Source organism: Phreatobacter stygius (assembly GCF_005144885.1).
Classification (GTDB): domain Bacteria; phylum Pseudomonadota; class Alphaproteobacteria; order Rhizobiales; family Phreatobacteraceae; genus Phreatobacter; species Phreatobacter stygius.
Genome location: NZ_CP039690.1, coordinates 6,909,150 through 6,932,096 on the forward strand (window position 1 = coordinate 6,909,150; position 22,947 = coordinate 6,932,096).

23 protein-coding genes are annotated in these 22,947 nt (G+C 65.7%); 10 read left to right on the forward strand and 13 right to left on the reverse strand.

Translation table 11 applies throughout. From position 1 onward, the window contains the following. Nucleotides 1-5: 5 nt before the first annotated feature. From E8M01_RS32640 to E8M01_RS32650, 3 genes are read right to left on the reverse strand one after another with little or no spacing between them, the layout of a single operon-like run. Entirely contained in the window at nt 6-584 is a 579-nt protein-coding gene (locus E8M01_RS32640) for a cob(I)yrinic acid a,c-diamide adenosyltransferase (protein WP_136963982.1), read from the reverse strand. Between the two features lie 41 nt (nt 585-625). Continuing rightward, the gene (locus E8M01_RS32645) at nt 626-811 is read right to left on the reverse strand and encodes a twin transmembrane helix small protein (RefSeq protein ID WP_136963983.1); all 186 of its coding nucleotides are present in this window, start codon (nt 809-811) and stop codon (nt 626-628) included. A 15-nt stretch (nt 812-826) separates the two neighbouring features. After that, nucleotides 827-1,036 (reverse strand): tryptophan-rich sensory protein, encoded by a 210-nt coding sequence (locus E8M01_RS32650; protein ID WP_136963984.1) that lies wholly within the window; start codon nt 1,034-1,036, stop codon nt 827-829. Between the two features lie 146 nt (nt 1,037-1,182). Between E8M01_RS32650 and parE the strand changes: the two genes are divergently transcribed. Further along, nucleotides 1,183-3,243 carry a DNA topoisomerase IV subunit B gene (parE, locus tag E8M01_RS32655; protein WP_136963985.1) on the forward strand — a complete coding sequence of 687 codons (2,061 nt, stop codon included), beginning with the start codon at nt 1,183-1,185 and terminating at the stop codon, nt 3,241-3,243. Nucleotide 3,244: 1 nt separating this feature from the next. Next, on the forward strand, nt 3,245-3,712 hold the full coding sequence (locus E8M01_RS32660; protein WP_136963986.1) for a hypothetical protein: 468 nt from the start codon (nt 3,245-3,247) through the stop codon (nt 3,710-3,712). A 25-nt stretch (nt 3,713-3,737) separates the two neighbouring features. On the opposite strand, the gene E8M01_RS32665 is transcribed toward E8M01_RS32660, so the two are convergent. Beyond that, complete coding sequence (locus E8M01_RS32665; protein ID WP_136963987.1) at nt 3,738-4,436, reverse strand: alpha/beta fold hydrolase; 699 nt, start codon at nt 4,434-4,436, stop codon at nt 3,738-3,740. 266 nt (nt 4,437-4,702) lie between these two features. On the opposite strand from E8M01_RS32665, the gene E8M01_RS32670 reads away from it, so the two are divergent. Further along, nucleotides 4,703-6,301 (forward strand): DEAD/DEAH box helicase, encoded by a 1,599-nt coding sequence (locus E8M01_RS32670; protein ID WP_136963988.1) that lies wholly within the window; start codon nt 4,703-4,705, stop codon nt 6,299-6,301. A gap of 119 nt (nt 6,302-6,420) precedes the next feature. After that, nucleotides 6,421-7,485 (forward strand): GGDEF domain-containing protein, encoded by a 1,065-nt coding sequence (locus tag E8M01_RS32675; RefSeq protein WP_136963989.1) that lies wholly within the window; start codon nt 6,421-6,423, stop codon nt 7,483-7,485. Nucleotides 7,486-7,694: 209 nt separating this feature from the next. Here the strand turns inward: E8M01_RS32675 and E8M01_RS32680 are convergent, their stop codons facing one another. After that, the gene (locus E8M01_RS32680) at nt 7,695-8,648 is read right to left on the reverse strand and encodes a LysR family transcriptional regulator (RefSeq protein ID WP_136963990.1); all 954 of its coding nucleotides are present in this window, start codon (nt 8,646-8,648) and stop codon (nt 7,695-7,697) included. 214 nt (nt 8,649-8,862) lie between these two features. On the opposite strand from E8M01_RS32680, the gene E8M01_RS32685 reads away from it, so the two are divergent. From E8M01_RS32685 to E8M01_RS32695, 3 genes are all read left to right on the forward strand, one after another. Further along, on the forward strand, nt 8,863-10,080 hold the full coding sequence (locus E8M01_RS32685; protein ID WP_215908973.1) for a CaiB/BaiF CoA transferase family protein: 1,218 nt from the start codon (nt 8,863-8,865) through the stop codon (nt 10,078-10,080). Between the two features lie 86 nt (nt 10,081-10,166). Continuing rightward, on the forward strand, nt 10,167-11,147 hold the full coding sequence (locus E8M01_RS32690) for a Bug family tripartite tricarboxylate transporter substrate binding protein (RefSeq protein ID WP_136963992.1): 981 nt from the start codon (nt 10,167-10,169) through the stop codon (nt 11,145-11,147). A 13-nt stretch (nt 11,148-11,160) separates the two neighbouring features. Continuing rightward, nucleotides 11,161-11,934 carry an enoyl-CoA hydratase gene (locus E8M01_RS32695; RefSeq protein ID WP_136963993.1) on the forward strand — a complete coding sequence of 258 codons (774 nt, stop codon included), beginning with the start codon at nt 11,161-11,163 and terminating at the stop codon, nt 11,932-11,934. A 254-nt stretch (nt 11,935-12,188) separates the two neighbouring features. On the opposite strand, the gene E8M01_RS32700 is transcribed toward E8M01_RS32695, so the two are convergent. The 8 genes from E8M01_RS32700 to E8M01_RS32735 all read right to left on the reverse strand — a co-directional run bounded on the left by E8M01_RS32700 (nt 12,189) and on the right by E8M01_RS32735 (nt 19,743). After that, nucleotides 12,189-12,563: a TfoX/Sxy family protein gene (locus E8M01_RS32700; protein ID WP_136963994.1), complete on the reverse strand. Its 375-nt coding sequence runs from the start codon at nt 12,561-12,563 to the stop codon at nt 12,189-12,191. Beyond that, nucleotides 12,563-12,940 carry a HesB/IscA family protein gene (locus E8M01_RS32705; protein ID WP_246088517.1) on the reverse strand — a complete coding sequence of 126 codons (378 nt, stop codon included), beginning with the start codon at nt 12,938-12,940 and terminating at the stop codon, nt 12,563-12,565. Before E8M01_RS32705 ends, E8M01_RS32700 begins: the two co-directional genes overlap by 1 nt. A gap of 125 nt (nt 12,941-13,065) precedes the next feature. Further along, the gene (locus E8M01_RS32710) at nt 13,066-13,437 is read right to left on the reverse strand and encodes an SUF system Fe-S cluster assembly protein (protein WP_136963995.1); all 372 of its coding nucleotides are present in this window, start codon (nt 13,435-13,437) and stop codon (nt 13,066-13,068) included. A gap of 138 nt (nt 13,438-13,575) precedes the next feature. Continuing rightward, complete coding sequence (locus tag E8M01_RS32715) at nt 13,576-14,826, reverse strand: cysteine desulfurase (protein ID WP_136964947.1); 1,251 nt, start codon at nt 14,824-14,826, stop codon at nt 13,576-13,578. An 8-nt stretch (nt 14,827-14,834) separates the two neighbouring features. Continuing rightward, complete coding sequence (sufD, locus tag E8M01_RS32720) at nt 14,835-16,175, reverse strand: Fe-S cluster assembly protein SufD (protein ID WP_170182176.1); 1,341 nt, start codon at nt 16,173-16,175, stop codon at nt 14,835-14,837. 10 nt (nt 16,176-16,185) lie between these two features. After that, nucleotides 16,186-16,941, reverse strand: coding sequence for a Fe-S cluster assembly ATPase SufC (sufC, locus tag E8M01_RS32725; RefSeq protein WP_136963997.1), 756 nt, complete (start codon nt 16,939-16,941; stop codon nt 16,186-16,188). A gap of 118 nt (nt 16,942-17,059) precedes the next feature. Then, complete coding sequence (gene sufB / locus E8M01_RS32730; RefSeq protein WP_136963998.1) at nt 17,060-18,532, reverse strand: Fe-S cluster assembly protein SufB; 1,473 nt, start codon at nt 18,530-18,532, stop codon at nt 17,060-17,062. Between the two features lie 47 nt (nt 18,533-18,579). Beyond that, nucleotides 18,580-19,743, reverse strand: coding sequence for a cysteine desulfurase family protein (locus tag E8M01_RS32735; protein WP_136963999.1), 1,164 nt, complete (start codon nt 19,741-19,743; stop codon nt 18,580-18,582). Nucleotides 19,744-19,974: 231 nt separating this feature from the next. On the opposite strand from E8M01_RS32735, the gene E8M01_RS32740 reads away from it, so the two are divergent. Genes E8M01_RS32740 through E8M01_RS32750 form a run of 3 tightly spaced genes read left to right on the forward strand, consistent with a single transcriptional unit; the run spans nt 19,975 to nt 22,929 of the window. After that, complete coding sequence (locus E8M01_RS32740) at nt 19,975-20,631, forward strand: alpha/beta hydrolase (RefSeq protein WP_136964000.1); 657 nt, start codon at nt 19,975-19,977, stop codon at nt 20,629-20,631. A gap of 44 nt (nt 20,632-20,675) precedes the next feature. Further along, nucleotides 20,676-21,626, forward strand: a complete 951-nt coding sequence (locus E8M01_RS32745; protein WP_136964001.1) for an aspartate carbamoyltransferase catalytic subunit — start codon at nt 20,676-20,678, stop codon at nt 21,624-21,626. A gap of 4 nt (nt 21,627-21,630) precedes the next feature. Beyond that, nucleotides 21,631-22,929 carry a dihydroorotase gene (locus E8M01_RS32750; RefSeq protein ID WP_136964002.1) on the forward strand — a complete coding sequence of 433 codons (1,299 nt, stop codon included), beginning with the start codon at nt 21,631-21,633 and terminating at the stop codon, nt 22,927-22,929. Nucleotides 22,930-22,947: the final 18 nt, after the last annotated feature.

The window sequence follows — 22,947 nt, forward strand, 5'->3', positions numbered from 1 at the left end:
TCGCCCTAACGGTTCTTGCCCGGCACCCACAACACGTCGCGCGCGCCTTTGTCGTTGAGGGTGCGGCCGGCGACGAACAGGAAGTCCGACAGCCGGTTGATATATTGCAGCGAGGCCTCGGAAACGATCTCGCCGATCTGGCGCGACAGTTCCACCATCACCCGTTCGGCCCGCCGGCTGATGGTGCGGGCGAGATGCAGATAGGCCGAGGCCGGGCTGCCGCCGGGCAGGATGAAGCTCTTCAGCGGGTTCAGTTCGGCATTGAGCCGGTCGATCTCGGCTTCCAGCCGTTCGACCTGCGTCGTCACGATCCGGAGCGCTTCGTAGCCGAGCTCCTCGCCGGTATCCGGGGTTGCGAGATCGGCGCCGAGGTCGAACATGTCGTTCTGGATGCGCGACAGCATGGCGTCGATATCGGGGTGATCGGCGGTATGCAGCCGGGCGAGCCCGATCGCCGCATTGGCCTCGTCGACAATGCCATAGGCCTCGACGCGCAGGTCGAATTTCAGCCGCCGGCCGCCGGCCGCCAGCCCCGTGGTGCCGTCGTCACCGGTCTTGGTGTAGATCTTGTTGAGTTTCACCATGGTCTTGGGGGTCCATCATTGGCTTGAGTCTGGCCGGCCGGTCAGCCGGCCTTCAGATAGAGCGCGATGACGATGATGATGACGGCCAGGAACTGCAGGCCGACGCGCCAGCGCATCAGGTTCTGCGACCTGCTCGCCGAGCCGTTGCGCAACATGTTGACAAGCCCCATCAGCAGCACGACGGCAACCGCGCCAATGGCAATGGGGATGAGCATCGAGAAAGTCATGGGCCTTGTCCGTTGTCAGCTATTGAGCCGTCGGATCGCGCAGTCCAGCAGCGTGGCGAAGCTCATCCAGGCTAGATAAGGGATCGGCAGCGCCGGCGCCATGCGATCCTTCGGCCAGGCGGGCACGATCGTCGCGGCGATGGCAGCTGCCCTTGCCGTCCCCATATGGTGGAAGCCGGCCTGGCGACCCATCCGGCGCCGCAATCGCCTGGCGGGTTCCAGCACGGCGAATTGTCTGATATCGGGCGCCGGCGGGACGTCGTCCCCAGCGCTCCGTTTCCGTTCCGTTCGCTTCCGGGCACGCTTGTGCCATGATGCGCTGATCGATTCGGGGCACGTCCAGACAGGCCCTTTTTAGCTCTTGGTGTGCAATGGAGAATTCCAACGACCTGTTCGGGGCGGCGCCGGCTTCGGAAAAGCCGGCCGTGGCGGCACCTGCGCCCGCACGGCCGAAGCCGGAGGCCGTGAAGGCCCAGCCCAAGGCCCCTGTGGGGACGCCGGGTGAACAGGGTTATACCGCCTCCTCCATCGAAGTGCTGGAAGGCCTGGAGCCGGTGCGCCGCCGGCCCGGCATGTATATTGGCGGCACCGACGAAAAGGCGCTGCACCACCTGTTCGCCGAGGTCATCGACAATGCCATGGACGAGGCGGTTGCCGGCCATGCGACCTGGATCGATGTCGAACTCGGCCTCGACGGTTCGCTGACGGTGATCGACAACGGCCGTGGCATTCCGATCGACCCGCATCCGAAATTTCCGGACAAGTCGGCGCTCGAAGTCATCATGTGCACGCTGCATGCCGGCGGCAAATTCGACAGCAAGGTCTATGAGACCTCCGGCGGCCTGCACGGCGTCGGCGTGTCGGTGGTCAATGCGCTCTCGGTCGAGCTCGATGTCGAGGTGGCGCGCGGCCAGATGCTCTACCGCCAGCGCTTCTCGCGCGGCATTCCCCAGGGTGGCCTGGAGGAACTCGGCCGCGTGCAGAACCGGCGCGGCACCAAGATCCGCTTCCTGCCCGATCCGCAGATCTTCAAGGACGGCCATCATTTCAAGCCGGCGCGGCTGTTCAAGATGGCCCGTTCCAAGGCCTATCTGTTCGGCGGCGTCGAGATCCGCTGGTCCTGCGCCCATGACCTGGTCAAGGGCACCGACACGCCGGAAAAGGCGGTGCTGCGTTTCCCCGGCGGCCTGAAGGACTATCTCGCCGCGACCCTGACCGGCGCCACCATGGTCCACCAGGACATTTTCTCCGGCAAGCTCGACCGCCAGGGCCACGGCTCGGCGGAATGGGCCATCGGCTGGGTCGGCGACCAGGACGGTTTCATTTCGTCCTATTGCAACACCATTCCGACCCCCGATGGCGGCACCCACGAACAGGGCCTCAGGATCGCGCTGCTGCGCGGACTGAAGGACCATGCCGAACGCACCGGCAACAAGCGCGCCGTCCAGATCACCACCGACGACATCCTGGCCGGCTGCGCCGTCATGATGTCGGTGTTCATCCGCGAGCCGGAGTTCCAGGGCCAGACCAAGGACAAGCTGGCGACCGCGGAAGCCTCGCGCATCGTCGAGAACGCCATTCGCGATCCGTTCGACCATTGGCTCGCCGGCAATCCGAACCAGGCCAACCGCCTGCTCGACTGGGTGATCGAGCGCTCCGAAGAGCGGCTGCGCCGCCGCGCCGAAAAAGAGGTCAACCGCAAGACCGCCGTGCGCAAGCTCAGGCTGCCCGGCAAGCTCGCCGACTGCTCGAACAACCAGGCCGAAGGCTCGGAACTGTTCATCGTCGAGGGCGACTCGGCCGGCGGCTCGGCCAAGCAGGCGCGCGACCGCAAGACCCAGGCGATCCTGCCGCTGCGCGGCAAGATCCTCAATGTCGCCAGCGCCGGCCGCGACAAGCTCGCCCAGAACCAGCAATTGTCCGATCTGGTCCAGGCGCTCGGCTGCGGCACGGCGGCGCATTACCGCGACGACGACCTGCGTTATGAGAAGGTCATCATCATGACCGATGCCGACGTCGACGGCGCCCATATCGCCAGCCTCTTGATCACCTTCTTCTACCGGCAGATGCCGCGCCTGGTCGACAACGGCCATCTCTATCTCGCCGTGCCGCCCCTGTTCCGGCTGACCCAGGGCGGCAAGACCGTCTATGCGCGCGACGATGCCCACAAGGAAGAGCTCCTGAAGAGCGCCTTCAAGGGCAATCAGAAGGTCGAGATCGGCCGCTTCAAAGGCCTCGGCGAGATGATGCCGCAGCAGTTGAAGGAGACCACGATGGACCGCAAGGTGCGCACGCTGCTGCGTGTCCATGTTGTCCCCGAGGAGCGCCCGGAGACCAATGACAGCGTCGAGCGGCTGATGGGCGTGAAGGCCGAACCGCGCTTCGCCTTCATCCAGGAACGCGCCGAATTCGCCCAGGAACTGGATATCTGACGTGCCCCGGCGCGGCGCCCTGCCTGGCACCCTGGCAGGCGCGGCGCTGGTCGCTTGTCTGGCTGTCGCGCCGATCCCGCTGTCGGCTCAAGGCGCCGACCCGATCCGGCTGCTGTCGGGCATCCCCGGCGAAGTCATGTTCGTCCGGATCACCGGGGCCTGGGCGAGCCATGACCGCCGCGGCCCGACCCGTGTCGTGCTGATCAGGCCGGCCCCGCGCGAGGAGGCCATGCGGCTGTTCGTGCAATGGCTCGCGCTCGACGCCCGCAGCAACCGCTTTTCGGTGGTGGCGACCGAGGAGGTCCCCGAAGTGTTCGACTGGCGGGTCAAGATCGACGACTACCGCATCGAGCCCGATGCCAATGGCTCACGGATGATCTTCGACGCCATCGTGCTGACCAACAACCAGCGGCGGGCCTATGAACTCACCATCGGTCCGCCGGGCGAGGTGATGTTTTCGGCGCGCTAGGGTCGACTGCTCGCCGGTTCTGGGCCTACCAGGTCAGCCATTCGCCAAGCGCCGCGGTCACCGCATCCGGCCGCTCCAGGCTCGACAGGTGGCCGCACTCCGGAACCACCACCAGGTGGGCCCTGGGGATCGCCGCGGCCATGTCCTCCGACATGAAGGGCGGCGTCACCGCGTCGCCGTCGCCGACCAGCACCAGGGTCGGGCAACGGATCGCCTGCAGCCCCGGCTGGTAATCCGGCCGTGCCCGCGCCGCCTTCTGCTGGCGCACGAACACCTCCGGCCCGGTCTCGGCGTGCATGGCATGGACAACCGCTTCGAGCGCGCTGTCGTGGCGCCTGTTGTCATGGACGAGCCGGCCCCAGAGCAGGCGGTGAACCTCGTCGAAATGGCCGCGCTCGGCGAATTTGATGGTGATGCCGCGGATTTCCGCGTCCTGATCGGTGTCCGGGCTCGCCCGGGTGTCGAGCAGCGCCAGTCGTGTCACGCGCTCCGGGGCTCGCCTGACCACCTCGAGCGCGACATAACCGCCGAGCGACAGGCCGCCGAGCGCGAATTGCGGCGGCGCATCGGCCAGCAGCCGGTCGGCGATGCCGGCGATCGTCGCATCGCGGGTATGGTCCGCGATAATCGTCTGGACGGTCCGGCCGAGCGCCTGTGACTGCGCCGCGAACAGCGCGGCCGTGCAGTTCAGCCCCGGGACAAGGACGAGCGGCTCAGTTGCCATGATCATGCCTTCTTAGACCAAATACCGTCGAATCCGACGCAAACACGTGATCTTGTACGGTTTGCACGGCTGTCATTCATTGACAATCCGGCGTCTCCGTTTATGTTGCACCGCGTCGAGGAGGCTCGCTTGATTGCGCCTCTCGCACCGTCCGTCCGGCCTCGTGGGTTCTAGGGGCCGATCCGCGCGAAACCGTTTCGCGCCGAACGTCGCCTCATCCGTACATCAGATCCCTATCGAGTCACCCCCAAGGACACCCCCGACACATGTCGTTTTCCGAACTCGGCCTGAGCGCCAAGGTTCAAGCAGCCGTCGCGAGCGCCGGCTATACCACCCCCACCCCGATCCAGGCCGAAGCCATCCCGCACGTTCTCGCCAGGCGCGACGTGCTGGGCATCGCCCAGACCGGTACCGGCAAGACGGCGGCCTTCACGCTGCCCATGCTGACCATGCTGGAAGAAGGCCGGGCCCGTGCGCGCATGCCGCGCACCCTGATCCTCGAGCCGACCCGCGAACTTGCCGCGCAGGTCGAAGAGAATTTCGTCAAATATGGCACCAACCACAAGCTGAGTGTCGCGCTGCTGATCGGCGGCGTCTCGTTCGGTGACCAGGATGCCAAGCTGACCCGCGGCGTCGACGTGCTGATCGCCACCCCCGGCCGCCTGCTCGATCATTTCGAACGCGGCCGCCTGCTGCTCACCGGCGTTGAACTGCTGGTCATCGACGAAGCCGACCGCATGCTCGACATGGGTTTCATCCCTGACATCGAGCGCATCTGCAAGATGGTGCCGTTCACCCGCCAGACGCTGTTCTTCACGGCAACCATGCCGCCGGAAATCCAGCGCATCACCGAGCAGTTCCTGCACAATCCGGTGAAAGTGGAAGTGTCCCGGCCGGCCTCGACCGCCGGCACCATCACCCAGAAGCTGGTCAAGTCGGGCCGCAAGGATTTCGAGAAGCGCGACCTTCTGCGCAACCTCATCCGCAGCGCCGACAACTTCAAGAACGCGATCATCTTCTGCAACCGCAAGAGCGAGGTCGCCACCCTCTACAAGTCCCTGCAAAAGCATGACTTCTCGGTCACCGCCCTGCATGGCGACATGGACCAGCGGGCGCGCATGCAGGCGCTCGCCTCGTTCCGCGACGGTTCCATCCAATTGCTGGTCGCCTCCGACGTGGCGGCCCGTGGCCTCGACATTCCCGATGTCAGCCACATCTTCAATTACGACACGCCGCATCACCCGGAAGACTATGTCCATCGCATCGGCCGGACCGGCCGCGCCGGCCGCCTCGGCACCGCGATCACCATCGTCACCACCGAAGACATGAAGTCGCTCTCGGCGATCGAAAAGCTGATCGGCCAGCCGATCAATTGGGAAGGCGCCCCGGTTTCGGCCGAGGAAGCCACCGAAGCCCGCCGCGAACGGCGCGGCGGCAGCGAAGGTGGACGCGGCGAGAACGGCCGTGGCGAAGGCGGACGTGGCGAAGGCGGCCGCGGACGACGCAGCGTCGGCACCTCGCGCAGCGAGGCCCGCAGCACCGAAGAGCGTCCGGCCCGCCGTGAAAAGGCCGCGTCGACCGAGGATCGTCCCGCGCGCCGCGAAGCCGCGCCCCGGCCGGCTGAAGACCGCCCGGCCCGTCGCCAGGAAAGATCGGTGCAAGAGCGTTCGGTGCAAGAGCGTTCGGCCGAGGACCGCCCGGTCGAAGCCCGTCCGGCCGCCCGGGCCGAACGGCCGGCCCGTTCGCAGGCGGCATCCCGCCCGGCCCAGGCCGCCAGCCGCCCGCCGCAGCGCCCCGACGAGGAAGGCGATGCGTCGCATCTGCCGCAGTTCCTGCTTCGACCGATCACTTTCAAGTCTCGCTAACCGCATCACGAATGCCCGGTTTTTTACCGGGCATTCAGCATTGACTGGTTAGCCTGTCGGCCAGAAATCTCGAGGGCGTGCCTTGCGCGCCCTTATTCCCAGTAGGGACGGCCGTTCAGATGTTTGACCGCAACGACGACATTGAACGGACGCACGCCTTCGGCGACCTCGCATTCGGCCAGATCAAGGGCCGCAAGCTCGCGGCCGTGCCGCGCAACTACGAGATCTGGTATACCTATGCGTCGGGCTACCACACGGAATTGTCCGACGCGGTCAATACGATGCTGTCCGAGCATGGCGCGATCGACCAGGACCAGCTCGACGCCATCTATGACCACTACCTCTCGCCCAATCGCCTGACCGAAAAGATCGACGTCGTCGGCAATCGTGTCATGGACGAGATCGAAGACGTCATGCGGATGATCGATTCGGCCGCCGGGCAGGCCACCGCTTATGGCCATGACCTCGCCGGCGCCTCGGCCAAGCTCGCCGCCGCCGCCTCCACCGACGGGGTCAGGACGGTCATCGAGACGCTGGTCCGCTCGACCCGCGAGATCGAAGCCAATAACAAGGCGCTGGAACAGCGACTGAAGGCTTCTCATAGCGAAATCAAGCAATTGCAGGACAATCTTGATGCGGTTCGTACGGAATCCCTGACCGATCCGCTGACCTCGCTCGGCAATCGCAAGTTTTATGACCAGGCGATCGCCAAGGCGGTGGCCCTGGCGCAGAAGTCCGAGACGCCGCTGGCGCTGCTGGTCAGCGACATCGACAATTTCAAGAAATTCAACGACACGTTCGGCCACCTGACCGGCGATCAGGTGCTGCGCCTGGTCGCCCTCTCGGTGAAACAGAACGTCAAGGGACACGATCTCGCCTGCCGTTATGGCGGCGAGGAATTCGCCATCATCCTGCCGGACACGCCCTTGCGCGCCGCCGTGACGGTGGCCGAACATATCCGCCGCGCCGTCATGACCAAGGAATTGATCAAGCGCTCGACCAGCGAAAATCTCGGCCGCATCACGGTCTCGCTGGGGGTTGCCATGTTCCGCCCGGGCGACACGGCGGCGACGCTTTATGAGCGGGCCGACCAGTGCCTCTATGCGGCCAAGCGCAATGGCCGCAACCGGGTGGTCTGCGAGACCGACGCCGAGGCCGACCGAGGCCGCGCCAAGGTCGCCTGACCGGCGGCGAGTGGCGAATAGCGAATGGGGATGAAGCGGCGAGCTCAGCGCGCGTCAACCCTCGCCCGCTTGCGGGAGAGGGTGGCGGCGCATAGCGAGTGCGAACGCATCTCGCGTTCGCTCGATGCTATGAGGCGCCGGGTGAGGGTCTTAAATCCCCCGCCAATCACTTGCGCCCGAAATGCACGTCCAGCATTGACGCAACCACCTCACCCGGCCGCTCCGCGGCCACCCTCTCCCACGAAGGCGCGGGCGAGGGTTGATGCGCGGTCCGTCGTCGCCTGCTTGAGGAGGTGACCGACCAGGCCCTTCATGAAGGCCGAGGCATCGTTGATGTCGCGCGTCACGATCTTCAACCGGCGCTCCGCCCAGGCGTCGAGCAGCGGCACCGCCACGCATGTCCGATCGGTGAAGGCGTTGCCGAGGACACTGCGGGGCACCAGCGCAACGCCGACATTGGCCGCCACCAATTGCAATACCGTGGCGAAATTCTGGGCGTGGATACGAACCTTGAGATGTTTGCCGAGCTTGCCGGCAGTCGCCGCGAGGAACTGGAAATTGCTGCTGGCGCGGTGCATGCAGACGAAGTCGTGGTCGAGCGCCTGGTCGAGCCGGATTGCACCACTCTCCGCCAGCGGATGGCCAGGGGCGACCGTCAGCACGAGGCTGTCCTCGGCATAGGGATAGACCTGCAGGCTGCCCGACGAGATGTCGCTGGCCATGACGCCGATATCGGCGATGCCGTCGCTGACGGCGAGCACGATGTCGTCGCTGTTGTGTTCCTCGAGCTCGATATTCACCTGCCCGTTGGCGACCAGGAAGCCCGCGAGATCGCGTGGCAGGAAACCGTTCAGGGAACTGCTGTTGGCGAACAGTCGGATATTGCCGCGCATGCCCTTGGCGAAACCGCTCATCTCGCCGTGCATGCATTCCAGGTCGGAGAACACCCGCGCCACATGTTTCAGCAGATGCTCGCCGGCGGCCGTCAGCTCCATGCCCCTCGGCGTGCGCAGGAACAGCGCGGTTCCCACCGTCCGCTCCAGGTTCTTCAGCCGGTAGCTCGCCGATCCCGCCGACAGATAGATCTGCGCCGCGCCGGCCGACAGGCTGGCGGCCTCGGCGATCGCCCGGAACAGTTTCAGATCGGTGAGGTCGTAACGCATGAACTGAACAGGGATCCGCCTTTGCCAGCCGCGAGCTTATCTGCCGAAATCGGACCGTGCGAGCGGTGATCCTCCCCGGCCTCACCGTTTCAAACAGGAGAACGCCGCCTTCGGCTCTTTAAACTGGCAAGCCCGCCGGTCCCCGGCCACACCCTCAAGGCCGCAGACCGGTTTCACCCCTGGTCGACACGCGCCCCGGGGAGTTTCCATGCCGCTGCAAGATGCCCTGTCGGGCGTGAAGATCCTCGACCTCTCGCGCATTCTCGCCGGGCCCTGGTGCACGCAGAACCTCGCCGACCTCGGCGCCGATGTGGTCAAGGTCGAGAGCGTCGAGACCGGCGACGACACGCGCGGCTGGGGACCGCCCTTCCTCACCGCGGAGGGGCAGGATCCCTTGTCCGCCTATTTCCTGTGCTGCAACCGGGGCAAGCGGTCCATCGCTATCGACTTCGCCAAACCCGAAGGCGCCGCCCTGGTCAAGCGGCTGGCGGCGCGTTGCGATGTCGTCATCGAGAACTTCAAGAGTGGCTCGCTCCTAAGGTTCGGTCTCGACTATGCCAGCCTGCGGGCCATCAACCCGCGGCTGATCCAGGTCTCCATTACCGGCTTCGGCCAGGACGGTCCGATGGCCGGGCGGCCGGGCTACGACTACGTCTTCCAGGGCATGGCCGGGCTGATGAGCTATACCGGCATTCCCGACGGCCAGGCGGGAGCCGGGCCGCTCAGGACGGGGGTCGCCGTGGTCGATCTGATGACCGGCCTGTACGCGACCATTGCCGTGCAGGCGGCGCTGCGCGAGCGCGAGCGCTCCGGACAAGGCCAGCACATCGACCTTGCGCTGCTCGACGTCGGCGTCGCGCTCAACGCCAATCAGGCGACGAACTATCTGGTTTCGGGCAAGGCCCCGGCACGAAGCGGCAACGCCCATCCCAATTGCGCGCCTTATGAGGTCTTTGCCTGCCGCGACGGGCACATGATCCTGGCGATCGGCAATGACGCGCAGTTCGAGCGCTTCTGCGCCGTCGCCGGTCGCGATGACCTCGGCCGCGACGCGCGTTATCGGACCAATGCCGGGCGGATCGAGAACCTGCCCGCCCTGCGTGAGGAGGTCGCCAGGATCCTGGCGCGCAAGGACCGGCAGGACTGGGGCCGGATGCTCGACGCGGTCGGTGTGCCCTGGGGGCCGATCCAGCCGCTGAACGAGGTCTTCGCCGACGCCCAGGTTCGCCATCGGCAGATCAACCGCACGCTGCGTCATCCGCGGATGGGGGCTATCCCCAGCGTGCGCAATCCGCTGCTGCCGCCGGTCGCCGGCGCCGACGACGGGCGCCCGCCGCCGCTGCTCGGCGAACATACCGAGGAAGTCCTTGCCGAGCTCGGGCTCGGCGCGACCGAAATGGCCGCGCTGCGCAGCGGCAAGGTCATCGCATAGGCGCCTGGTCGTCCTCTGCCATTGCAACAAGAGCGGCCGGCCATCAGCGCCTTGGCGCCGTCCAACAAAAAATCCGGGAGGCCATCATGCCGAAATATCCGTCTCGCCGACATGTCCTGATCGGCGCGGGAGCCATTGCCGTTTCAGGCCGGCGGGCCCAGGCGGCCGACTATCCCACGCGGCCGGTGCAGATCGTCGTCCCCTATGCGCCGGGCGGCACCACGGACATCATTGCGCGCATCGTGGCGCAAAAGCTGACCGAGGTGCTCAAACAGTCCTTCGTCATCATGAACCGGCCGGGCGCCGGCGGCGCGATCGGTTCCGAATTCGGCGCGAAACAGCCGGCCGACGGCTATTCGCTGGTCATGGCGGTCGAAAGTTCCCACGCGGTCAATCCCAATGTCTACAAGGAACGCCGCTACGATCCGGTGCGCGATTTCGCGGCCATCAGCAATCTGGCCGAGGTCCCCAACGTCCTGGTGGTCGGTCCGGAATTTCCGGGCCGCGACTTCGCCTCGTTCCTTGCCGAATTGAAAGCGAAACCCGGCCACTATCATTTCGGCTCGTCCGGCATTGGCGGCCTCAGCCATATGAACGGCGAGCTGTTCATGCATGTCACCGGCACGAAGCTCCAGCACGTTCCCTACCGGGGCCTCGGACCGGCGCTGACCGACCTGATCGGCGGCCGGATCGGTGTGCTGTTCGACAATATCCCCTCGTCGGCGCCTTTCATCGAGGCCGGCAGGATCGCACCGCTGGCGGTGGCGTTCCGGCACAGGCTCGATATCCTGCCGCAGGTTCCGACCTATGCCGAGCTCGGCTTGCCGGCGATGAACAACCCGTCCTGGTTCGGCATCGCCGCACCCGCCGGCACGCCGGCGCCGATCATCGAGGTGCTGAACGGCGCCATCCGGGCGGTGCTCGCCGCCAAGGACGTGGTCGAGGCGATCGGCCGGCAGGGCGCCGTGCCGGCGCCGACCTCGGCGGCCGAGTTCAGCACCTTGATCGCCGACCAGGACAGGGCCTGGAAGAAGATCGTCGACGACATCAATTTTGCGAAACTGTGAGGCGGTGACGGATATGACGGCTCTGAATGATCACTGCACGATCGCCGAGGACGGCAAGGGAACCGTCCGGCTGACGATCAGCAATGCCGGCAAGGCGAATATCCTCAGCAGTCAGGTGATCGATGCCCTGCTTGCCGGCCTCGACCAGCTTTCGCGACGGCCGGAGTTGCGCGCCCTGGTGCTGTCAGGCACCGGCGATCGCACGTTCATCGGCGGCGCACATATCGGCGAAATGGTCGGACTGGACCAGCAAAGCGGCGAACGCTTCATCTCCAGGCTGCGCGATCTGTGCGAGGCGGTCCGCCTCTTTCCGACACCGGTCGTCGCGCGCGTCGCCGGCTGGTGCCTGGGCGGCGGGCTGGAACTGGCCATGGCCTGCGACCTGCGCATCGCGTCCAGCGCCGCGCAATTCGCCATGCCGGAGGTCAAGGTCGGGATCCCCTCGGTGATCCATGCGGCCCTGATGCCCCGGCTCATCGGTTCCGGCCGGACGCGCTGGATGATCCTGACCGGCGAACCGATCGACGCCGCGACCGCGCTGCAATGGGGCCTGGTCGACCAGGTGGCGGACCTCGCGGCTCTGGATACGGCGATCGAGACCACCCTCGCCCCCATTCTGGCCTGCGGACCCGAGGTGATCCGCGCCCAGAAGGTCCTGCTGCGCCAGTGGGACGAATTGCCCCTGGCCCAAGCGATCGAAGCCGGCGTCCCGGCTTTCGGCCGGGCCTTCGCGACCGGCGAGCCGCAGCGCTTCATGCAGGCCTTCCTGGATCACAAGGGGCGATAAGCGAGTGGCGAGTGGGGAGTGGCGAGTGGCGAGCGCGTAAACCCTCGCCCGCTTGCGGGCGAGGGTGGCGCCGCCAGGCGCCGGGTGAGGGTCTGACGAAGGCTGGGCCCTCATTTCCGGCGGGAATGCCCGTCGCGCATCGACGCAACCACCCTCACCCGGCCGCTCCGCGGCCACCCTCTCCCACGCAGACGTGGGCGAGGGTTGACGCGCTGCCGGGACGGCATCATCCCCTATTCGCTATCAGCCATTCGCTACGGCTTGCCCTTTGCCGCCTTCGCTTTCGCCGGCTTCCTGGCGGCGGCGCGCAAGGCGGCGCCCCAGGCATGGCCGGCCCAGCGCTGGAGGCTCGCCTCGTCGTCGAAACAGGCCTCCGGCATGCGCCGGTAGTTCATCGGCATCTGTTTGCCGGCCTTGGTCGTCATGACGAACAGCTCGAGCCCTTCGGCGGCGAATGCGGCGTCGGTCTCGGCATCGGATTTCAGATAGATCACGCCGCCGTCGACCAGGGCGAACATCAGCCCCTCGCGCATGATGCCCTGGCCGCCGAACATGGCGCGGACGGAAATGGTGGCGAAAGGCTGGAACAGGTCGACGAGGAAATCCGGATCGAGCAGGCCGCCCGGCATCAGGAGGCGCCGAGCGCTTCCGGGGCGGCGGGCGTCAGCGCGATCGATTCGCCGCAGCCGCAGGCCGATGTCTGGTTCGGATTGTTGAACACGAACTTGGCCGCCATCTTGTCGATGACATAGTCCATTTCGGTGCCGAGCAGATAGAGCACCGCCTTGGCGTCGATGAACACGCGCACGCCCTTGTCCTCGACGATCTCGTCGAACCTGGCCGGGCCGTCGATGAACTCCATGGTATATTCCATGCCGGCGCAGCCGCCCTTCTTGATGCCGACGCGCAGGCCGGCATCCGGCGAACTGGCGGTCGTCATCAGCGCCCTCACGCGCTCGGCTGCAGCGTCGGTCAGGCGCATGGCCTGCATTTTCGGTAGCGCCATGGTCTCAAAATCTCCGAAACGGACCGGGTTCAAGGCCCGGCGTCCAAAGCATCACATGCCAGATATAGACATTGCCGGCTCGAAGTTAAATCCCGGCGAGCCGGCCGAATTCTACCGAAGATCCGTCACCACATGTTGAGCGCGACCCGCGCCTCGTCCGACATCCGGCTCTGATCCCAGGGCGGATCGAAGGTCAGCGTCACCTTGACCTCGGCAATGCCGGGCACGGCGGCGACCGCGTTTTCGACCATGCCGGGCAATTCGGCGGCCGACGGACAGGACGGCGAGGTCAGCGTCATGTCGATCGCCACCTTGCGGTTGTCGTCGATATCGACGCGGTAGATCAGGCCGAGCTCGTAGATATCGGAGGGGATTTCCGGATCGTAGACCGACTTCATCGCGGCAACGATGTCATCGGTCAGCCGATCGAGCTCCTCCGGCGGAATGGCCGCGGCATCGCCGGCAACCGTCGTATTGAGCGTCTGGGTGTCGTCCATAGGGGTCAAGGTCCCATTTCGGAGGTTCGGGCGAGGCCAAGTCGAGCCTCACCGACAAGAACCCGCGAAAGTCACATAATGCCGCTTGGCTGCCATTTCAAATGGAACGGCTGCAGGCGGCGCGCAGTCAGCCGAACATCAGCTGAACATATCCTGGGCCTTGATCAGGGCTTCGGCAAGCCGGTCGACCTCGTCATGGGTGTTGTAGAGCCCGAATGATGCCCGGCAGGTCGAGGTGACGCCGAAGCGCTGCAGCAGCGGCATGGCGCAATGAGTGCCGGCCCGCACCGCCACGCCGTAGCGGTCGATGACGGTGGCGACGTCATGGGCATGCGCGCCCTTCATCTCGAAGGAGACGATGGCGCCCTTGTTGCGGGCCTGGCCGAAAATGCGCAACGAATTGATCGCGCCGAGCCGCTCATGGGCATGGCGGACCAGGGCATCCTCGTGCGCCCGGATCTTGTCGCGGCCGATCGACATCATGTAGTCGAGCGCCTGGCCGAGCCCGATCGCCTGGACGATGGCCGGCGTGCCCGCCTCGAACCGATGCGGCGGGTCGTTATAGGTCACCCCGTCCATGGTGACGACGCTGATCATCTCGCCGCCGCCATTGAACGGCGGCATGCGCTCCAGGTGCTCGCGCTTGCCGTAGAGCACGCCGATGCCGGTCGGCCCATAGACCTTGTGGCCGGTGAACACGTAAAAATCGGCGTCGAGATCCTGCACGTCGACGTCCATGTGGACGGCGGCCTGCGAGCCGTCGACCAGCACGGGAATGCCGCGCGCATGCGCCATCCGGATGGCTTCCTTGATCGGAACCACCGTGCCCAATGCGTTCGACATATGGGTCAGCGCCACCATCTTGACGCGCGGGCCGAGCAGTTTCTCGAATTCGTCGAGAAGGAAATTGCCCTCGTCGTCGATCGGCGCCCAGACCAGCTTGGCGCCGCGCCGCTCGCGGTGGAAATGCCAGGGCACGATGTTGGAATGGTGCTCCATGATCGAGACGACGATCTCGTCGCCCTCGCCGATCACCATGCCGCCGAAGGATGCCGCCGCCAGGTTGATCGCTTCGCTGGCGTTGCGGGTGAAGATGATCTCATCCGTCGAGGGCGCGTTCAGGAAGGCCCGGACGGTCTCGCGCGCCGCCTCATAGGCCTCGGTCGCGGCATTGGCCAGGAAGTGCAGGCCGCGATGGACGTTGGAATATTCGGTTTCATAGGCCCGCTTGATCCGCTCGATGACCGCCGCCGGCTTCTGCGCCGAGGCGGCATTGTCGAGATAGACCAGATCCTTGCCGTAAGGCTTCAGCGCGAGCGCCGGAAAATCCCTGCGGATCAGATCGACGTCGTAGCCGCCATTGGCGACGGCGGGATGACGCGTGCCCATGGCCTCAATCACTTTCTCGTCCGCATCCACTCGGCGATCGTGCCGAACATGGCCTCGCGCAGTTCCTCGACGGCGGCCAGCGGACCGTCGCCGAAATCTTCGATGGCCTCGCGCGCGAAAGCCTCGATCAGCAGGGCCTCGGCCTCGGCATGCGGGATGCCGCGGGCCTTCAGATAGAACATCAGGTCGGCATCCAGCTCGCCGCAGGTGCAGCCATGGCCGCACTGGACGTCGTCGGCGAAGATCTCGAGCTCCGGCTTGTTGTCCATCGCCGGCCCTTCGGTCAGCATGATGGTCTGGCTCATCATCTTGCCGTCGGTCTTCTGGGCCTTCGGCGCGACGATGATCTTGCCCTGGAACACGCCATGGGCCTCGCCGTCGAGCACATGCTTGAACAGTTCGCGGCTGTCGCAATGCGGCACGGCGTGGTCGACGACCAGCGTGGTGTCGGCATGCTGCTTGCCGCGCAGCATCGAAACGCCGCGCAAGGTCGCCGTCGAATGCTCGCCGGCGAAGCGCACGAACAGCTGGCTGCGCGAAATGGCGCCGCCGGTGGTCAGCGTCAGCGTGTCGAAATGCGCCTTGGCGCCGATCTCGGCGTCCAGCGTCGCCAGATGCAGCGCCTGGTCGCCGTCGATCTGGCGGCGGCCGTGCTCCAGCGTCGCGCCGTCGCCAACCACGATCTGCAGCACCGAGTTCTTCTGATAATCGAGGCCGTCGGGACCGATATGGGTCTCGACGATGCCGGCGGAAGCGCCCTCGCCGACCAGCAGAAGATTGCGCGAGGTGATGAAGCGGGCAGCCCCGTTCGAGGCGATCGACACGAGGTCGAGGGCATGGCCGACTTCCGCGCCGGCGGCGATCTCGATCAGCAGGCCGTCGGTCAGGAAGGCGCCGTTCAGCGCGAAGGCGACATTGGCCTGGGCCATGGCGCTGCCGGCGAGGCGGGTGGCGATCGCCGGCCGGCGGACCAGCGCCTCGGCCAGGCTCGACACCGAAACGCCGTCGGGAAGCTTGGCGATGTCCGACAGTTCCGGCGCGAATGTGCCGTCGAGCACGACCACCCGGCAATCGCCGACCCGCGGCAGGTCGTAAAGCGCCGTCTTGACTGCCAGCATGGTCGCGGCGTCAGGCGTGCCGGCGAGCGGCTTGGCCTCGCGCACCATGGCGCGCAGGTCGGTATATTTCCATTCCTCGACCCGCCGATGCGGCAGGCCGAGCATTTCGAAGCGCTGGAAGCCGGCGGCGCGCAGCGCCTGCAGGGCTTCGCCGCCGGACCCGTCGGCCGCGGTATAGGCGCCGATCAGCGCCTGCTCGGCCGGGGTGCGAATAGGAGTGACCGCGTTCATGTCCTGATCCTCACGCGGCCTGCTCGACCATGTCGGCATAGCCGTTGGCTTCGAGCTCGAGGGCCAGCTCCGGTCCGCCCGACTTGATGATCCGGCCCTTGGACAGGACGTGCACCACATCCGGCTTGATGTAGTCGAGCAGGCGCTGATAGTGGGTGATGACCACGAAGGACCGGTCGGGCGCGCGCATCCGGTTGACGCCGTCGGCGACGATCTTCAGGGCGTCGATGTCGAGGCCGGAATCGGTCTCGTCCAGGATCGCCAGCTTCGGCGCCAAAAGCGACATCTGCAGGATCTCGTTGCGCTTCTTCTCGCCGCCCGAGAAGCCGACATTGACCGAGCGCTTCAGCATGTCGGACGAGATGCCGAGCTCCTTGGCCTTGGCATTGACCAGCTTGATGAATTCCGGCGTCGAGATCTCGTCGAGACCGTTCTTCTTGCGCTGCGAATTGATCGCCGCCTTGAGGAAGGTCATCTGGCCGACGCCAGGGATTTCGATCGGATATTGGAAGGCCAGGAACAGGCCGGCGGCTGCCCGGTCTTCCGGCTCCAGCTCCAACAGATTGACGCCGTCGAGCCAGGCTTCGCCCTCGGTGACCTCATAATCGGCGCGGCCGGCCAGCACATAGGACAGCGTCGACTTACCCGAGCCGTTCGGGCCCATGATGGCGACGACCTTGCCGGTCTCGACGGTCAGGTTCAGGCCGTTGAGGATCTGGGTGTCCTCGTCGGCGATCTTGGCGGTCAGGTTCTTGATCTCGAGCATGGGTCTGGTCCTGGAATATCTTTTAGGCGATCTGCCGGCCCTGGCCGGCGTCCGCGATGATTGAAAACGTGCCGGCGGCCGGCCTAGCCCGGGCCGCGCCGCTTGGCCGGGCGAGCGATCATCCGACGCTCCCCTCGAGCGAGATGGCGATCAGCTTCTGCGCCTCGACCATGAATTCCATGGGCAGGTGCTGCAGCACGTCCTTGACGAAGCCGTTGACGATCAGCGCCACCGCCTCTTCGGCCGACAGGCCGCGCTGGCGGCAATAGAACATCTGGTCTTCGGAGACCTTCGAGGTGGTCGCCTCGTGCTCGAACACCGCGGTTGCCGTCTTGCTCTCGATATAGGGCACGGTATGGGCGCCGCACCGGTCGCCGATGAGCAGCGAATCGCAATTGGTGAAGTTCTTGGCGTTCTTGGCGCGCCGATGCGCCGAGACGAGGCCGCGATAGGTGTTCTCGGACTTGCCGGCGGCAATGCCCTTGGAAATGATCCGCGACCGGGTGTTCTTGCCCAGATGGATCATCTTGGTGCCGGAATCGACCTGCTGCGCGCCGTTCGACACGGCGATCGAGTAGAATTCGCCCTGGCTGTCGTCGCCGCGCAGGATGCAGGACGGATATTTCCAGGTGATCGCCGAACCGGTCTCGACCTGGGTCCAGGAGATCTTCGAGCGGGCGCCACGGCAATCGCCACGCTTGGTGACGAAATTATAGATGCCGCCCTTGCCCTCGGCATCGCCCGGATACCAGTTCTGGACGGTCGAATATTTGATCTCGGCATCGTCGAGCGCGATCAGCTCGACCACCGCCGCATGCAGCTGGTTCTCGTCGCGCATCGGCGCCGTGCAGCCTTCGAGATAGCTCACATAGGAGCCCTTGTCGGCGATGATCAGGGTGCGCTCGAACTGGCCGGTCTTCTGCTCGTTCATGCGGAAATAGGTCGACAATTCCATCGGGCAGCGCACGCCCGGCGGGATATAGACGAAGGAACCGTCGGAAAAGACCGCCGCGTTCAGCGTCGCGTAGAAATTGTCGGAGGTCGGCACGACCGAGCCGATATATTGCTTGACCAGCTCCGGGTGCTCTTGCAGCGCTTCCGAGATCGAGCAGAAGATGACGCCGGATTTCCTGAGCTCGTCCTTGAAGGTGGTCACCACCGAGACGCTGTCGAACACCGCGTCGACCGCGATGCGGTTCGCCGGTTCGACGCCGGCCAGGATTTCCTGCTCCTTCAGCGGGATGCCGAGCTTCTTGTAGGTCTCCAGGATCGCCGGATCGATCTCGTCGAGCGATTTCGGCGCCGGGTTCGATTTCGGCGCGGCGTAATAATAGATGTCCTGGAAATCGATCTTCGGATAGTTGACGCGCGCCCATTCCGGCTCACGCATGGTCAGCCAGCGCCGATAGGCTTCCAGCCGCCATTCCAGCATCCATTCCGGCTCGTTCTTGCGCGCCGAAATATAACGGACGGTATCCTCGGACAGACCGATGGGCGCGAGCTCCATCTCGATGTCGGTCGAGAACCCGTACTTGTACTGGTCGACGTCGATCGAGCGAACCTGTTCAACGGTTTCTTGAACAGCGGGCATTGGTCTCTCCTCGTCCTTGCGGCTTCAAGGGCCACAGGTTGGCACTGTCATGCGGCCCGGGAAGCCCGGTCCGATAGCTTCTGAACATGCGCCGCCAGGGCGGCCGTGAAACGTTCCACATCGGCCTGGGTGGTCGACCACCCGAGGCTGACGCGGATTGCCGATTTCGCCCTGTCGGCGGCGATCCCCATGGCGGCGAGCACATGGCTCGGGGCCACCTTGCCCGAAGCACAGGCCGATCCCGTCGAGACCGCGATACCGGCGAGATCCAGTGCGATCACCGTCGTCTCGCCGTCCAGGCCCGGATGGACTGTCAGGCTGGTATTCGCCAAGCGGTTCGCTTGCAAGCCAATTACCTGGCTCGCACGACATATAGTGGCGATATCCGCCTCCATCCAGTCCCTGAGAGCGGTAATTCGGGCAATTTCCTGACTAATTCCGTCAAGTACAACGGCCGCCGCGGCGCCAAAGCCGGCAATGCCGGCCAAGTTTTCCGTGCCGGCCCTGAAGCGCGCTTCCTGACCGCCACCCAGAACCAGGCGGTCGATCTCGACGGTTTCGTCGCCGCGAATGATCGCGCCGACGCCCTGCGGCGCGCCGATCTTGTGGCCAGACACGAAAATCGCGTCGGCGCCAATGGCCGATATGTCGACCGGAACCTTGCCGAGCGCCTGCACGGCATCGACGACGAAGCCGGCGCCATGGGCCTCGACCAATGCGCCGACCGCGTCCAGCGGCTGCAGCACGCCGGTCTCGTTATTGGCCAGCATGACCGCGACCAGCGCCGGGCCCGGAACGGTTTCCAGCAGTCCGGCAAGCGCTGAGAGGTCGATCCGGCCCTGCGCATCGACCGGGCAGACATGGATATCGCCAGGCGCGAACCGGCCACCGGCGAGCACGCAGGAATGCTCGATCGCCGAGACGATCAGCGAGCGCGCCGGCGCCCCGTTGGCCCGGCGGCCCTTGAAACCGGGCGACAGCAGGGTCGCCGCCGCCTCGCTGCCGCCGGAGGTGAAGGTGACGAGCTTGGCCTCGGCGCCAGCCAGCCGGCCAACCTGTTCACGGGCGATCTCGATGACGCGCCGCGCCGCCCGGCCCTCGCCATGCACCGCCGAGGCATTGCCCGGCAGCGCCAGCGCCGCGAGCACGGCCTCGCGAGCCTCGGGCCTGAGCGGAGACGTCGCATTATGGTCGAGATAGACGCGCATCATGCGGTCGAAACGCCCCGTCGGAAAAGCTTGGCATTCTGTGATCGGATCGTGCTATAGGCCCGATCCTCAAGCGTCTGAGCCGCCCGAGCCCATTGACTGGGTGCCTGGGCACTAACTTAGAACAATTCTAAAAACTAAGGGTGTTAACCCGACCTGTCAAGGACGGACACCCATCGCAGGCATGATCGAAATGGTCGCTGCCGCGACATCGCTGTGGGACGAGGTTCTTTTATGCCTGAGGTGATCTTCAACGGTCCGGCTGGTCGGATCGAGGGCCGCTATCATCCGGCCAAGGTCCGCAACGCGCCGATCGGTATCATCCTGCACCCGCACCCGCAATTCGGCGGGACGATGAACAACCCGATCGTCTACAACCTCTACTATCAGTTCGTGAATCGTGGCTTTTCGGTCCTGCGCTTCAATTTCCGCGGCGTCGGCCGCAGCCAGGGCAATTTCGACCATGGCGTCGGCGAATTGTCGGATGCGGCCTCCGCGCTCGACTATGCCCAGGCGATCAACCCGGAAGCCCGCACCTGCTGGATCGCCGGCGTCTCGTTCGGCGCCTGGATCGGCATGCAGCTCTTGATGCGCCGTCCCGAGGTCGAAGGCTTCATTTCGATCGCCCCGCCGGCCAATCTCTACGACTTCTCGTTCCTGGCCCCCTGCCCGTCCTCCGGCCTGATCGTCCATGGCGACAAGGACGCGGTGGCGCCGCTCGCCTCCGTGCAGGGCCTGGTCGAGAAGCTGAAGACCCAGAAGGGCATCATCATCGAGCAGCAGGTGGTGGCCGGCGCCAACCACTTCTTCGAGGGCAAGGTGGACGAGCTGATGGGCATCGTCGGCACCTATCTCGACAAGCGCCTGGGGAAACGCGACGCGGCCGAGTAATCGGCCTTGCCCTGGCGGGCGACTCCGTTTATGCGCCAGGGCTTATGACAACTACGCCCTCGTCCTTCGTGCTGAACCGCCGGCACTTGCTCGGGATCGACGGCCTTTCCGCTTCAGAGATCACCGGCCTGCTCGATCTGGCCGAAGAGTTCGTCACTCTCAACCGCCAGGTCGAGAAGAAGCGAACCTCCCTGCGCGGCCGGACCCAGATCAACCTTTTTTTCGAAAACTCGACCCGGACCCAGTCGTCCTTCGAGCTCGCCGGCAAGCGGCTGGGCGCCGACGTGATGAACATGTCGGTGGCGCAGAGTTCGATCAAGAAGGGCGAGACCCTGATCGACACGGCATTGACCCTCAATGCCATGCATCCCGACATCCTGATCATGCGCCATGCCGCCTCCGGCGCGGTCGAGCTTTTGTCGAAGAAGGTCGATTGCTCGGTGGTCAATGCCGGCGACGGCACCCATGAGCATCCGACCCAGGCGCTGCTCGACGCCTTGACCATCCGCCGCAACAAAGGCCGGATCGAGCGCCTGACGGTGGCGATCTGCGGCGACATCCTGCATTCGCGGGTGGCCCGCTCCAACATCATCCTGCTCAACCAGATGCAGGCCCGGGTGCGCGCCATCGGCCCGTCGACCTTGCTGCCGGCCTGCGCCGAACGGCTTGGCGTCGAGGTCTATCGCGACATGAAGGAGGGCCTGAAGGACGTCGATATCGTCATGATGCTGCGCCTCCAGCGCGAGCGCATGAACGGCTCCTTCGTCCCCTCGGTGCAGGAATATTTCCACTTCTTCGGGCTCGACGAGGCGAAACTGCGCTACGCCAAGCCGGACGCGCTGGTCATGCATCCCGGGCCGATGAACCGCGGTGTCGAAATCGCCACCTCGGTCGCCGACGGCGCGCAGTCGCTGATCCGCGAACAGGTCGAAATGGGCGTGGCGGTCCGCATGGCCGTGCTCGAAGCGCTCGCGCGCAACCTGCCGAACGCGTGACGCCATGGCCCTGACCGATCCCCGCCCCCTGCTGCTCGCCAACGCCCGGCTGATCGATCCGTCGACCGGCTCCGACATGCCCGGCGGCCTGTTCATCGAAAACGGCGTGATCCGCGACCACGGCCCCGGGCTGGTGGCTTCGGCCGTGCCAGACGGCACCGAGATCGTCGATTGCGGCGGCGCGGTGGTCGCGCCCGGCCTGGTCGACATCCGCTGTTTTGTCGGCGAGCCGGGTTATGAATATCGCGAGACGCTCGCCTCCGCCTCGCAGGCCGCGGCCGCCGGCGGCGTCACCACCATCGTCTGCCAGCCCTCGACCGAACCGGTAATGGACGATCCGGCGATCGTCGACTTCCTGCTGCGCCGCGCCCGCGACACCGGCATCGTGCGCATCTATCCGATGGCGGCGATCACCAAGAAGCTGGCCGGCCGGGAAATGACCGAATTCGGCCTGTTGAAGGAGGCCGGCGCGGTCGCCTTCACCGACGGCGCCCGCTCGGTCACCAATGCCCTGGTGATGCGCCGCGCCATGACCTATGCGCGCGATTTCGACGCGCTGATCGTCCATCACACGGAAGATCCCGACCTGATCGGCGAAGGCGTGATGAACGAGGGCGAATTCGCCTCCAGGCTCGGCCTCGGCGGCATCCCCGTCGAAGCCGAAACCATCATGCTCGAACGCGACATGCGGCTGGTGAAGCTGACCGGCGTGCGTTACCACGCCGCCTCGATCACCTGCCGCGACAGCCTGGCGATCATTGCCCGCGCCAAGAACGAAGGCCTGCCGGTCACCGCCGCGGTCACCGTCAACCATCTGACGCTGAACGAGAACGACATCGGCAGCTACCGCACCTTCTGCAAGCTGACGCCGCCGCTGCGCACCGAGGACGACCGGCTGGCGCTGGCCGACGCGGTTGCCGACGGCCTGATCGACGTGGTCGTCTCCGACCATGATCCGCACGACGTCGAGACCAAGCGCCTGCCCTTTGCCGAAGCCGAGCCGGGGGCGGTCGGGGTCGAGACCATGCTGCCGGCGGCGCTCCGCCTGGTCCATTCCGGGCTGGTGCCGCTCGCAACCTTGCTGAAGGCGCTCTCGACCACCCCGGCGAAGCTGCTCGGCCTGCCCGGCGGCACGCTGGCGCGCGGCGCGCCCGCCGACCTCGTCGTCATCGATATCGACGAGCCCTGGGTGCTCGACCGCGACACCCTCAAGTCGAAATGCAAGAACTCGCCTTTCGACGAGGCACGCCTGACCGGCCGAGCCATCAGAACTCTCGTTGCCGGACGCACCGTCCACGGCTAGCTTCTGACGCATCAGTCA

What these genes read in the sequence shown, in the direction of transcription:
- E8M01_RS32665 (WP_136963987.1), bottom strand. Translation starts at nt 4,436, where the DNA reads ATGGCAACTGAGCCGCTCGTCCTTGTCCCGGGGCTGAACTGCACGGCC.
- E8M01_RS32745 (WP_136964001.1), top strand. Translation starts at nt 20,676, where the DNA reads ATGACAACTACGCCCTCGTCCTTCGTGCTGAACCGCCGGCACTTGCTC.
- E8M01_RS32705 (WP_246088517.1), bottom strand. Translation starts at nt 12,940, where the DNA reads ATGGCGCTACCGAAAATGCAGGCCATGCGCCTGACCGACGCTGCAGCC.
- E8M01_RS32740 (WP_136964000.1), top strand. Translation starts at nt 19,975, where the DNA reads ATGCCTGAGGTGATCTTCAACGGTCCGGCTGGTCGGATCGAGGGCCGC.
- sufD (WP_170182176.1), bottom strand. Translation starts at nt 16,175, where the DNA reads ATGAACGCGGTCACTCCTATTCGCACCCCGGCCGAGCAGGCGCTGATC.
- E8M01_RS32645 (WP_136963983.1), bottom strand. Translation starts at nt 811, where the DNA reads ATGACTTTCTCGATGCTCATCCCCATTGCCATTGGCGCGGTTGCCGTC.
- E8M01_RS32675 (WP_136963989.1), top strand. Translation starts at nt 6,421, where the DNA reads ATGTTTGACCGCAACGACGACATTGAACGGACGCACGCCTTCGGCGAC.
- sufB (WP_136963998.1), bottom strand. Translation starts at nt 18,532, where the DNA reads ATGCCCGCTGTTCAAGAAACCGTTGAACAGGTTCGCTCGATCGACGTC.
- sufC (WP_136963997.1), bottom strand. Translation starts at nt 16,941, where the DNA reads ATGCTCGAGATCAAGAACCTGACCGCCAAGATCGCCGACGAGGACACC.
- E8M01_RS32700 (WP_136963994.1), bottom strand. Translation starts at nt 12,563, where the DNA reads ATGCCGGGCGGCCTGCTCGATCCGGATTTCCTCGTCGACCTGTTCCAG.
- E8M01_RS32710 (WP_136963995.1), bottom strand. Translation starts at nt 13,437, where the DNA reads ATGGACGACACCCAGACGCTCAATACGACGGTTGCCGGCGATGCCGCG.
- E8M01_RS32715 (WP_136964947.1), bottom strand. Translation starts at nt 14,826, where the DNA reads ATGGGCACGCGTCATCCCGCCGTCGCCAATGGCGGCTACGACGTCGAT.
- parE (WP_136963985.1), top strand. Translation starts at nt 1,183, where the DNA reads ATGGAGAATTCCAACGACCTGTTCGGGGCGGCGCCGGCTTCGGAAAAG.
- E8M01_RS32680 (WP_136963990.1), bottom strand. Translation starts at nt 8,648, where the DNA reads ATGCGTTACGACCTCACCGATCTGAAACTGTTCCGGGCGATCGCCGAG.
- E8M01_RS32735 (WP_136963999.1), bottom strand. Translation starts at nt 19,743, where the DNA reads ATGATGCGCGTCTATCTCGACCATAATGCGACGTCTCCGCTCAGGCCC.
- E8M01_RS32670 (WP_136963988.1), top strand. Translation starts at nt 4,703, where the DNA reads ATGTCGTTTTCCGAACTCGGCCTGAGCGCCAAGGTTCAAGCAGCCGTC.
- E8M01_RS32695 (WP_136963993.1), top strand. Translation starts at nt 11,161, where the DNA reads ATGACGGCTCTGAATGATCACTGCACGATCGCCGAGGACGGCAAGGGA.
- E8M01_RS32690 (WP_136963992.1), top strand. Translation starts at nt 10,167, where the DNA reads ATGCCGAAATATCCGTCTCGCCGACATGTCCTGATCGGCGCGGGAGCC.
- E8M01_RS32640 (WP_136963982.1), bottom strand. Translation starts at nt 584, where the DNA reads ATGGTGAAACTCAACAAGATCTACACCAAGACCGGTGACGACGGCACC.
- E8M01_RS32750 (WP_136964002.1), top strand. Translation starts at nt 21,631, where the DNA reads ATGGCCCTGACCGATCCCCGCCCCCTGCTGCTCGCCAACGCCCGGCTG.